Raw genomic sequence first — 12,011 nt, 5'->3', positions numbered from 1 at the left:
AGAGCTGTGGAGACGGAGATTGAAGGAGGAGAACGCCAACCCCACCTAGAGTGGGACAAGGTGAAGACAAATAAGAAGAAGAAGAATGCAACTTCTCCAGTTAGTGATGTCACGAAGAAGAGTATACTTGAGGTTTTGTCAAAACAAATTCTGAACCCTTCATCATCACATAGAAAGGGACAAGAAGTAAGAAAAGTTCTTCAGGATGCAAGAGATGCATTATATAGCACTATTGGTGCTTCAAGCGATAAAGAAATAGTTTTTACGTCTGGTGCGACTGAAGCAAATAATCTTGTTATGAGAGGAATAACAGGCTATCGACATGTGATTTCAGCTATAGAACATCTTTCAATTCTTAATTCTGTATGTAATCCACATATAATACCCGTCAATCGGGAAGGTGTCGTTGATCTTTCAGAGCTAGAAAAGATTCTAAGCCAACTTGAGGAAAATAGAGTAATAGTTTCAGTTATGATGGCCAACAACGAAACTGGGGTTATTCAGCCCATTAAGGAAATAGCTGAAATAGCGCGTAAATTCGGAGCAATCTGTCACACTGATGCTGCTCAAAGTGTTGGGAAAATTGAAGTTAACATGGAGGATTTAGGAGTAGATTTACTCACTTTATCTGCTAACAAATTTGGCGGTATAGCAGGCAGTGGAGTTTTAATATTCAATAAGAAGCTGTCAATAGAGGCAATTATAGCTGGTGGTGGACAAGAGAAAGGATTACGTGGTGGAACGGAAAATATTGCTGCAATTGCAGGTCCTTTTGCTGCATTGCAAAACATTCCAGTTCTCCTTTTAAAAGCGGATAAAATAAAGGGGCTACCCAATCAACTGGGGCGTGAATTATTTAATCTCGTCAGAGGCATCAAAATCTTTGGCAAAAACTCTAAAAGGCTGCCAAATACAAGCCTCATTTATATGCCAGGAGTAAAGAGTGATGTACAGCTCATGCATTTTGACTTACATAACATTGCGGTTAGCAATGGCTCTGCGTGCTCTTCTGGACAAGTTGAACCTTCCCATGTTTTGCTTGCGATGGGAGCAACAAAAGAGCAAACGGAGTGTTAAATAAGAATCAGTATAGGCCCAGAGACTAAGCAACAAGACATAAAAAAATACTGAATTGTTGGTATAGTATTTACAAGAAGAGCACCTAGGATAGCTTAGTAAATGTAAAAACCCCTTCCCACCAATCTCATTACAATGAAATTAAAGCTATTGATTTAACTTCGCAATCTGAAGATTAAAACGACAAAGGAAACTTTGAATTTGGCGTACTATTGTTTAATTTTTGTACTATGTGCATCGTATGTCTTTATAAATTTTCTGGGTTTTCAAACTGAAACACGGTGTTTATGACAGTAGAAAACGCCTGATTGACAAGGCAGAATTTGAATACTAGCTGCCCTGGGCTTCTCTTGCCTTTTTTCCTCATTTAGTAAATTTCTTAAAGTTTGCAGCTAATATGAACTAGATAAAAAAACAGATCCCAGTACTGGGATAGTGGCACTGAGATGACACCCTACTTGGATATAAAAAGAGGGCACTGGCCATTATAGAGTAAATTAGAACCCAGTACTGGGATGACAGGAGGAAGGCGTTGGGATGAGGGGCTACTTTGGATGACAGGAGGGGACCTCGCCAGATTTAAATCAAATTGAGAAGTTCTGTTTCGCTATTAAGCATGCAAACCCCTACCAAGCTTTTAGCCGATTCAACTGTTGATTTTATCTTTCAGTGCTCAGGTAAACCTTTCTTGGGTTACCTATTAGAGGTTGTCCGGAAACTAGTAAAAGGCTATAATATCTGAAATTTTAGTACGTTATAAAGATGAGAAAAAAGTATCCAACAGATTTAAGTGAAAGGGAGTGGGCACGAATAAAAAATACTTTAGAGTATCATATAAAAAAGGAGGAAGGCCGCCAAAGTATAGCAAAAGAGAGATATTAGAAGCAATTTTCTATGTATTGCGTACAGGGTGTCAATGGCGGTATTTTCGGAATGATTTTCCGCTATGGAAGACTATATATGAGCAGTTCAGGCAATGGAAGAAGCAGGGGAATTTTGAAAAGATGAATTATGAAATTACGAAATCTAGTAGACGCAAATAGGAAGAAACGAGCAGCCAAGCGCCTGTATAATAGATAGTCAATCTGTAAAAACTACAGAAAAAGGGGGATCACAGGTTAAGATGAAAGTAAAAAAGTAAAAGGTAGAAAAAGGCATATAATTACAGACACTTAAGGTTTTGTATTAGGTTGTTATGTGGATGCTGCAAGTGAAATGACAGAGATGGTGTTAAAATGCCATTAGATAATATGAGAAAAAATATATATTATCGTTAAGAAAATGAGGGCTTATATGGGGTATCAAGGAATAAACTTAAAAAATAATATAAAAGAAGGGTATGACATAGATATTGAGATTGCTAAAAGACCTCCATGTTGGTTTTGGGTACATAAGGACACGCCGCTTGAGCTGCTACCAGCAAGAGAACAGGGATTCAAAGTACAGTCAAGAAGATGGGTTGTCGAAAAGACTTTTGCCTGGATCAATAAGAATAGAAGACGATCAAAAGAGTATGATTTGCTTACAACATCTACTGAAAATTTCATATATCTTGCTATGAATAGGATTATGTTAAAGAGGAAATATGCCTAAATTTGATGGTTTCCGGACAACCTCTAAAAGTGAACGGTTCAAGCTAACTTTACTGTCTTACCGCTGCTAGAGCAAGTAGCAATATAACACATTGCTTAACAATTAAAACTTCACTTCCACCAGGGGAATATTATTCCAGCTATTGCTGCCATAGTTATCAATAGACGCGTTTAAGTGATCTGTATCAAAGCGCACGGGTACATCAAATTCAAAGCTTGCAGTGATTATTGCACCTTTTGCTGGTGGTTTCATAAATATTATTTCTCCGTTTGAATAATTTACTGAATATTCGCTATCTTTTTTGTTATTTAAATAGATCTTTACTGTGCCATGTACTGGCTTTTTAATTATGCGCATGTGCTTATCTTTTCCACTGATATAAGTTTTAATCAGTTGAAAAGTTGTTTTTTTATCGTCTCCTATTCCAATTTCTTGATTGGTGGTTGTAAAGTCTAACCAATCTTTAAAACGAAACCCTATTGCTTTACCTTTTCGTGTGTGAAAAAATGTTATTAATTCTTGTAGCTGCTCATTTGACCTGATCCCATAAGCTATGTTGTACCTGGCGCGTGCATGAGACCAATTGATTTTGCGTTGTTCACAACCATTATGGATTGTAACGGCATCAGTAGAATATTCCGGTCCTCCAGTGGAGCTGTAAGATATATTTTCTGGAAATCTAATTTCTGTGAATGACATATGTCCTCCTATGAAAATAAATTTGAAGTAATTTGATTGAAGAGAAGGTAGTTATAATTTAAAGGTACTTGATATAATGATGTGAAAGTAACTATATCTTAAGCTGCTGCCATTATTTATCACACCTACATTTATTGTACTTAGGCCTACTCATACTGTCAAGCAAAAAATAAGATTTTATGACAAACTGAAACTAGCCTTGTTTGTGACTTAATTCATATACTTTCTTGCGTAATACGTCAAAATTAGTTGCTCCTACACAAACAGACTATCTCCAATTATTAGAAAAGGTGTACCGCCTACTGCCAGCTCACTTACTAAAAGTTTACTGTTGTTTATCATTTGCTCAATTTTGTCTGAATTATCTGTCATGGAATTATTAAAGTCGTTCTCATTAATCCCTATACCTTTCACTATACCTAATATGTTTTCATCTGAAAATTCTCCCCTGTGATTTACCGCTGCATAGTGAAAATCTAAATACTTGTCTTTATCAAAAAAGTAGACAGCTAAAGCACTTGTTTCTGCTTTTAAAGGGTTGTTACCAAGTAGTGGGGTATCCCTGAAGATGAACATAACTTTGCCATCATTGATCAACTGTTTTATATCATTTTTTATCGCTTTGCAATACCCACAAGAATAGTCAAAAAACCTACTGCTATAACCGTGCTATTTTCATTTCCTGAGTAAGGATAAGCGGAGTCGAATATTTCATTTTTGTACTGTAAAATTTTACCTTTAGTCGCGTTGTTCCTAGCAGCGTAACTACTTTTAATTGATTCTTCCCGGAGAGTTTTTATAATCTTATCAAAATTTCTACTGATGTGATCATCTAATCTCTCACCTCTGTGGTCATCGCTTAGAGTTTGACTGCGGTGCGAAAGCCAATTATTTATCATTGGCAGGCTTGCTAATGCCAATATAAAAATCAACAAAAACGATATTCTATACATACACTTACTAAAGAATATAAAACTTTTAGTTACTTATATACTAAAAAAAGTATTTAATGTTAATATATAAAAACATCTATATCAAGTGTATTTTATAGCAGGTCTTGTCTCAAATGCAAACTTTACACAAAAGACTTTTTGCATAACCTACCTCTTCTTGTTATCCGAGTAGCCCTTTTCCTGTCATCCAACTCCTCCTGTCATCCCAGTACTGGGATCCAGGAAAAAACAAGGCCCCCTATCCCAGTACTGGGATCTCATTCCACTCATCCTTCTCCTGTCATCCCAGCGCCCCTCCTCCTGTCATCCCAGTACTCCTCTCCTGTCATCCAAAGTAGCCCCTCCTCAGTCATTCCAGTACTGGGATCCAGAATTTAAATAAAAACTGGATCATTTTTTCTGTCATCCAAAGTAGCCCCTCCTCCTGTCATCCCAGTACTGGGATCCAGTTTTTTTTAATAAAAAAATTATATTTTGATAGTTAAATTCATTACCTATTGTATGATCTGGATTCCAGCGTCACGCGCTGAAATGACAAGGTTAAGGGTGTCATCCAAGTAGCCCCCTATCCCAGTACTGGTTTCCATAATAATTAAAATGTTGTGTTTTAAATTAATACTTTCTATGTTCACAAAATTTTGTCTGGATTCCAGCGCTGGAATGACACCAATTGTTGTAAAAACAAATGTTCGTTCATAAATTGCAACTAGCTATAAATATTTAAGAAATTTTCCAAATGAAAAAAAAGCAAAAGAATCCTCGTGAATGGCTAGCCATTTATATGTGCCTCAAAATATTGGGTTTTTTTATTCTAAACGCTCAAAACCCCGACTCAGCCGCTTTTTATCGCAACTGGTCTAAATTATAAACGTTAAAAAATTTACTAAAGCAGAAAAAAATACAAAATAATCCCCGTTAGCTAGTTATTCACTATCTATTTTATAAATTGGCGTTTTTTAATGTTTTTAAGTGCCCAAATAGGCGCAATTCACAGCAATATCTGGTAATTTAGACAATAATGTAAAAAACATGAGGTGCACATAGTGCAAAAAAATTAAACAATAGTACGCCAAATACGTAAGCTTTTGGTCGTTTCATCTGCACAGACTGAAGATAAATAATTAGCTTCATTGTCATTATAATGAGATTGAAGGGGGTTGTCAAGGAGTTTTTTGGTTTATGTGCTGCCAAAGGTTTGTTATGCTAGGAACAGTTAAATAGTGCTTCAGCAAATTATTTACTAGTAAACTCCCTAAGATCCTCTATACTCTCGCCAATTCCTATAGCGTGCAGTTTTACCTTATAAGCTTCTGCAAGGCCAAACACTACTCCGTCCTTAGCAGTGCCATCTAGCTTGGTTACGATTAGCCCAGTAACGTTCACCATTTTGCTAAATGCCTCCAGTTGGCTGTAAGCGTTTTGGCCGGTGGTTGCATCAAGAACTAAAATAACGTAATGAGGGGCAGTCTCATCCAATTTCTTTATCGTTCTATATATTTTTGATAATTCCTCCATAAGGTTTACGTTATTTTGTAGCCTGCCTGCTGTATCAATCAAAACAACATCAACGTTATCTTTTATGGCTTGACTTACAGCTCTATATGCCACACTTGCAGAATCGCTGCCGTGTTCTCCAGTAACAATGGAGCAACCAGAACGTTCTGCCCAGATATTTAACTGTTCACTAGCAGCAGCTCTAAATGTGTCGCACGCAACAAGCATAACGGATTTTCCCATTTCCCTATATTTATACGCGAGCTTACCTATTGTTGTGGCTTTACCATTACCATTCACTCCGCATACCATTATTATATGTGGTTTTTGTCCAAGGTGAGTTGTTGCACAATGGGGCTTAATATAACCTCTATTTCGCTCATTAACTTCTGTGTGATAACGTTATACTCAACTTCCTTGTCAAATTTGATGCTTGTGAGCCTATCGATAATCAACTTAGAAGTTTTATGACTGATGTCCATGCAAATTAGTAACTCTTCTAGCTCATCCAAAAGCGACTGATCTAATTTTTTTTGCCAGAAAAAATACTCTCTACTCCATCGCTAAAGCGCGAAGAAGTTTTCAACAGACCTTTATAAAGATTACTAAACAAACTCAACTCCTTTTAAGATTACAAATTTAATATAGAGAATGACTTGCACTGCGTGTATTTTTAAAGTAAAATGGACTCAAAAACGGTATATTTTACTCACAAAATGTACGGTTTGCTAGTGCATTTTTCTTTAATTTTCAACCTAAATATGATATAATGTAAGTAGCGGTTTACGGGTGATTTTATGAGTTATAATGAGAAAATTTTAGATCATTACCAAAATCCAAGGAATGTTGGTTCTCTGGATAAAAATGATCCAAATGTTGGCACTGGCTTGGTGGGTGTGCCATCATGTGGCGATGTTATGAAATTGCAAATAAAGGTCAATGATAAAGGGGTTATTGAAGATGCAAAATTTAAAACATTTGTCTGTGGTTCTGCCATCGCTTCGAGCTCTTTGCTCACAGAGATGATCAAAGGAAAAACTATTGAAGATGTAACAAAGATAAAAAACACGCAAAAAGTGGAAGAGTTGTCTTTGCCGCCAGTGAAGATTCACTGCTCAGTGCTTGCTGAAGACGTTATAAAAGCTGCTATTCATGATTACCAAAGTAAACAAAAATAGCAATGAGTGAATATAAAGCTGCGAAGAAAGATAAAAAACTTATCACTATCACTGCAAATGCAGTGGAGAGAATAAGATATTTATTGGATAAAAACAGCACGATAACCTTGAGAAGTCAGAAGAAGCAATAGGAATAAGGGTACTAATTAAACAAAAAGGATGTTCCGGCTTAAAATATGATATTGAATATGCATATGATATTCGTCCTTTAGAGTCAGTAATTGAAGAAAGCTGCAGTGATGGCCAAAAAGTCAAGGTATTGATCGATCCAAAATCTGTCATGTTTATCCTTGGCTCTGAAATGGATTACGTAGAGGAAAAACCCTCTCTCTCTCATCTGGTTTTGTTTTTAAAAACCCTAATGAGATAGGAAAATGTGGTTGTGGAGAGAGTTTTCATGTCGAGCAACTATTTTACATTGTTTGAAATCGAACCAGCTTTCAACATCAGCTTTGATGAGCTAGAGAAAAAAATATATTGCGCTCAGCAGAGCTGATATAAATCAAAACAGTCCAAAAACATGGAAAATATAAACAAAGCTTATCAAGTGCTAAAGTCACCACTAAAACGTGCCGAGCATTTGCTGGATCTTTTTGGTGTAAAAAGCCAAAAGGACCATCTAAATTCTGAAATATTGAATGAATCAATGGAAATAAGAGAGCATTTGCTAGACTGTGATGATCTACAATTTGCAAGTAGGATGATTGATGAAAAGGTAAAAGAGTGCACTAAAAGCCTAATTAATGCTTTCGCTACAAAGAATTTTGATGAAGCTACTACGCAGGTTTTGAGATTGAAATATTTATAAAAGTCATTTGAGGAAATGAAGAAAAATGCGGCCAATTCAAATTTCTGAACCAAATTCAAATGAAGTAGTTTTTGGTATAGAACTTGGTACTACCAATTCTTTAATTGCCATAGTGAATAATGCTGGTGACGTGGAGATATTTAAAGATGAGCAAGGACGTGAGCTACAGCCTTCTGCTCTTTCATACGAAAATAACATATTGAAAACCGGCTATGATGTTGACCAAAACGCCGTCTGCTCTATAAAACGCCTAATGGGTAAAAGTGTTAAGGACTTGCATAAAGAAGGTACCAATTTTGAAATAGACGATGACAGTGAAAAAGTTATTAGGTTAAAATGCGCAGAAGAGAAGTTTTTCACTCCAGTTGAAATTTCTGCTGAAATATTAAAAGCTTTATGTGAGAGGGTAAAAATTCTACAGGGCTGGAAGTAAAAAAAGCAGTGATTACTGTACCAGCTTACTTTGACGATTCAGCACGTAACGCAACTAAATACGCAGCGAAATTAGCTGGTATAGAAGTTCTGCGCCTTATTAACGAGCCAACCGCCGCCGCGCTTTCTTATTCGATTGAAAAGAACAATAACAGTGGAATATATGAAGTTTATGACCTCGGTGGCGGAACATTTGATATTTCAATATTGAAATTACACCAAGGAGTGTTTCAAGTTCTTGCAGTTAGTGGTGATTCTAAACTTGGCGGTGATGATTTTGACCATCTGCTGAGCTCAATCGTGGTCGATAAGTATAGAGAACAGGTGGATTCAAGCGAAAGTGTCATCCCAGTGCCCAGACACTGGGATCCAGAAAACTTGATTGCAATTGAACATACCAGAAAGTTATATAATAAGAACTGGATTCCAGCGTCAGCTACTTGTATGGCAGGGCCATCACTTATTGAATTACGTACTGTAAAAGAATACCTAAGAGAAAATACATCAGGTACTTTAAAATTTAGTATTAAACTTTCTCCTGTCATCCAAGTAGCTGACACTGGGATCCAGGAAAGGAAAAAATATGTGGTCACGCGCTGGAATGACACCAGATTGTGCTGCTAATGGTGTATTATTTAAATGCGAAATTACCAAAGAGGAATTCGAGCAAGCAATAAGTCCTTTGGTTAGTAGGACTGTCAATATAGTCACTCGTACTATAGACGATATAGATCTTAAAATTGATGAGATAAAAGAGATAATTTTAGTTAGTGGCGCTACTAGAGTGCCATTAGTTTATAACTCACTAGTCAAACTCTTTGAAAATAAGGTACTGCATGATGTAGATCCAGATAAAGCAGTTGTTATTGGGGCAGCTTTGCAAGCTCATTATTTAACTTCAAGCTCAAAAGATAGAAACGTTCTCTTGGAAGTTTTGCCTTTATCAATTGGCATAGAAACTATGGGAGGAATAGTTGAAAAGATCATACCAAGAAATGCGCCATTGCCAGTTTCAGAAACAAAAGAGTTTACAACTTACATCGATGGGCAAACGGCAATGAAAATCTACGTTTGTCAGGGAGATCGTGAAATGGTAGAAGATAACAAATCCCTAGCACAATTTAAACTAAAAGGTATACCACCACTGCCTGAAGGTTCTGCAAGAGTTGAGATAGAGTTCACAGTGAATGTTGACGGAATATTGACTGTTACTGCACGAGGAAAACCACTGGGATTGAGCAAGTAGTTGAAATAAATTCAAGTTTTGGCTTAAGTGAAGCCAACGTTCAAGATATGGTTAACCAGTCAGTAAACAACTTTGATGAAGATATGAAGGCTCGTTCCCTTGCAGCAAGTCAGTGGGAATCAACTCATACATTTGGTTGAAAGCAACGATAATCTCTGCGCTGACAGAAAGCTGAAAAACCTGCTGCAAAACGCAAAAAAGCTTTACAAGGAAATGATTTGAATGAAATTAATAATGCCATAGCTGAGCTAGAAAATTCTTCCTTAGAGTTGTGTGAATCAACAAATAAGTAGAATGTTGTGCAACATTAAATAAAGTAGCTAACTGGCATAGAAACTCCTTCCCGCTAACCAATTGCCATGATAATGAAGCTATGCATTTAGTAACCGTTCACGGTTTGCGAAAATGATTAAGCAGCTATAGCTACTAGATTTTGTAACTTTTGAAAAGGATTTTGACCATTTAGACGTGATGTCAAAAATATCGACAACAATCTTTCTACAAATTTCTCTCCCCGTTTTGACCAAGTGAAAAAGCTATTCTTACGATAGCTGTCTAATTTGCCGGTTGTCTCTATTACTTCAGGTTTACATAAAAACTTCCACATTATATCCTCAGACTTTAAACTGCCGTTCTCGAGGCTTGAGTACAATTCTTGTCATTTTACGTAAAAAATGCTTTCCGAATTTTTCTCATCAGTCGATAAAATCGCAAATTATCTATCAAATTTTGTTTTTTGACTTATGTACTGCAAATACCCTGTTGCTAAGTGACTTGAGCGTTTGGCCAATTTTGCTTACTTCAGCATTTTTACTGTGAGCAAATCTCTTGCCAAATGTGCCAACATATTTATCTGTTTTCATGACTAAAATATGCAGCGGTTACGCCATCATATTCTGGCAGTCCTTACCACTCTACTTTTAAAAGTGTCAATTCTTTATTCCAGCCTTTTTTTCCTTCATTTCTGTGTCCTGTTTCCTCTATATGTCAATACTCACTTTTTTCCAATTCTTCCTTCATTTTTTCATATTCAAATTCACACTTCTTTGACACCCTGCGTTCAGTATTTGAAACTAAACCAAGTTTAGGTTGAATATGCTGCTTAAAATTTGTGTAAAAGACAAGACTTAATCTGACAGACAAGAATCAACTGACAGATGAATTGAAAACTAATATCAGAAACTTGTTCAATGCTACTAATGTTTTTCTGAAAAGCAATATATCAAAAAATGTCTGCATAGTCATAGCAATATTTACCAGAGTGAGGCCTTACTTCATTGTAAGAACGCAACCAACATCGACCTGCAAATCTTCTAAAGAATTGTAGATTTTCTTTCTGAAGATAATGTTATAACACTCATCTTCTATGAAATCTCTCACATATTCCATTAGTTTGCGGAGAATTGGCTTTAGTTCTTGAATATCTTTGATGCCCAAATATAGCCATGATTTTCAAGCTTGCCGCAATACTCTGTACCTCGATCTGTAAGAACACGTAATAATCGCACGTTTTGCTCATCAAAAAAGCCATTCTGTCGTTTAGTAAATCAGCAGCAGTAATTGCTGTTTTATCTTTGTAGAGTTTGGCAAATGCAACCCGAGAATAAGTATCAACAAAAGTCTGCTCTTCCTATACCTTTAATATTACCTACATAATAGGTATCTTGAGAGCCTAAATAACCTGGGTATCAATTTCACCAAGATTTGTTCTTTTGCTTTTTATAAAGCTGCAAGTTGTTCTTCTGTTAAAATTTTGAGCTATTTTTGCTTCCAGTGCCTTAAGTCTCTTTTTTAAAGTCTCAAGGTCATTTCTAAGCCATACATCCTCCTTGAGAAATCCTCTTTTTCTTAGTTCATTTGCAGCTCTTTCTTGGCCATATGCTGGAAATTCCGTAGCTGTACTAATTATCGCTCTTTCTATGTCTTCGGAGACCCTATTAGCTAACAGAGGTTTTTTATTACTTATTTCATGTTTCTCCTCCATTTTCATATAGTTCCTTGAATCTATAAAATGTATCTCTCCATCACTTTACATGCTTGGGACACATTTCCCAGTTGTTTTCTCTAGTTTTGGTTTTAGTATTTTTGTTTGCTCATATATCTAACACTCCTTATTTCTATTATTTTATAACTTACTTACTCTTAGTGTCAGCTGTCTAGTACAATTAAGTATTGCATTCCAGAACAATTTATTCTTTTCGTAAAAAAACATTCCAAACTTTCTCTCCACTTTTTCTGGGTAAGGTCAAATTCTTTATAATCTACCAATCCGGTAGTTCTGTTTGCTATTTTTTGACTCATTGTCAAACCTCCATTTTTTATATCAATTTATTACTTTATTTCTCGGTTTGACACAGTTTATTTAGCACTCCGCAATTTTCAGAAAAAATACAACCTGAGGTTCATGCTGGTATTGTGAATTTTAAGCACGCCTTTTATAGTACTTCCTAAAGCAAATGATAAAGGTATAATATGGGATTGATGAAATATGAGGTAAATAGTGGCATACAGTGTAGATTTAAGAGAGAAAT

5 protein-coding genes and 8 pseudogenes are annotated in these 12,011 nt (G+C 36.1%); 6 read left to right on the top strand and 7 right to left on the bottom strand.

From position 1 onward, the window contains the following. Positions 1-60: 60 nt before the first annotated feature. Both HET73_RS03390 and HET73_RS03385 read left to right on the top strand, forming a co-directional pair. Positions 61-1,166 (top strand): annotated as a pseudogene (locus HET73_RS03390) (cysteine desulfurase family protein). Between the two features lie 673 nt (positions 1,167-1,839). Beyond that, positions 1,840-2,670: pseudogene (locus tag HET73_RS03385) on the top strand (IS5 family transposase). 102 nt (positions 2,671-2,772) lie between these two features. Here HET73_RS03385 and HET73_RS03380 read toward each other — a convergent pair. The 3 genes and pseudogenes from HET73_RS03380 to ftsY all read right to left on the bottom strand — a co-directional run bounded on the left by HET73_RS03380 (position 2,773) and on the right by ftsY (position 6,435). After that, complete coding sequence (locus HET73_RS03380; protein ID WP_174134016.1) at positions 2,773-3,369, bottom strand: TIGR02217 family protein; 597 nt, start codon at positions 3,367-3,369, stop codon at positions 2,773-2,775. 193 nt (positions 3,370-3,562) lie between these two features. Beyond that, positions 3,563-4,322 (bottom strand): annotated as a pseudogene (locus HET73_RS09390) (DsbA family protein). Between the two features lie 1,233 nt (positions 4,323-5,555). Further along, positions 5,556-6,435 (bottom strand): annotated as a pseudogene (gene ftsY, locus HET73_RS03370) (signal recognition particle-docking protein FtsY). Between the two features lie 178 nt (positions 6,436-6,613). Here ftsY and iscU point away from each other — a divergent pair. The 4 genes and pseudogenes from iscU (at position 6,614) to HET73_RS03355 (ending at position 9,773) form a co-directional block, all read left to right on the top strand. After that, entirely contained in the window at positions 6,614-6,994 is a 381-nt protein-coding gene (gene iscU / locus HET73_RS03365; RefSeq protein WP_174134015.1) for a Fe-S cluster assembly scaffold IscU, read from the top strand. 2 nt (positions 6,995-6,996) lie between these two features. After that, a pseudogene (locus HET73_RS08015) lies at positions 6,997-7,420 on the top strand (HesB/IscA family protein). Further along, positions 7,392-7,802, top strand: a pseudogene (locus HET73_RS03360) (iron-sulfur cluster co-chaperone HscB C-terminal domain-containing protein). Before HET73_RS08015 ends, HET73_RS03360 begins: the two co-directional pseudogenes overlap by 29 nt. 25 nt (positions 7,803-7,827) lie before the next feature. Then, positions 7,828-9,773, top strand: a pseudogene (locus tag HET73_RS03355) (Hsp70 family protein). Between the two features lie 116 nt (positions 9,774-9,889). On the opposite strand, the gene HET73_RS08010 reads toward HET73_RS03355, so the two are convergent. The 4 genes and pseudogenes from HET73_RS08010 to HET73_RS03340 all read right to left on the bottom strand — a co-directional run bounded on the left by HET73_RS08010 (position 9,890) and on the right by HET73_RS03340 (position 11,781). After that, positions 9,890-10,087 (bottom strand): hypothetical protein, encoded by a 198-nt coding sequence (locus HET73_RS08010; RefSeq protein WP_246209908.1) that lies wholly within the window; start codon positions 10,085-10,087, stop codon positions 9,890-9,892. Between the two features lie 115 nt (positions 10,088-10,202). Further along, entirely contained in the window at positions 10,203-10,343 is a 141-nt protein-coding gene (locus HET73_RS08005; RefSeq protein ID WP_246209906.1) for a hypothetical protein, read from the bottom strand. Between the two features lie 239 nt (positions 10,344-10,582). Next, positions 10,583-11,581 (bottom strand): annotated as a pseudogene (locus HET73_RS03345) (integrase core domain-containing protein). Positions 11,582-11,628: 47 nt separating this feature from the next. After that, on the bottom strand, positions 11,629-11,781 hold the full coding sequence (locus HET73_RS03340) for a hypothetical protein (protein ID WP_174134014.1): 153 nt from the start codon (positions 11,779-11,781) through the stop codon (positions 11,629-11,631). Between the last annotated feature and the right edge of the window lie 230 nt (positions 11,782-12,011).

The organism is Wolbachia endosymbiont of Atemnus politus (genome assembly GCF_013309895.1).
The sequence above is the reverse complement of the archived record's forward strand: the minus strand, read 5'-3'. Positions and strand labels throughout refer to the sequence as shown.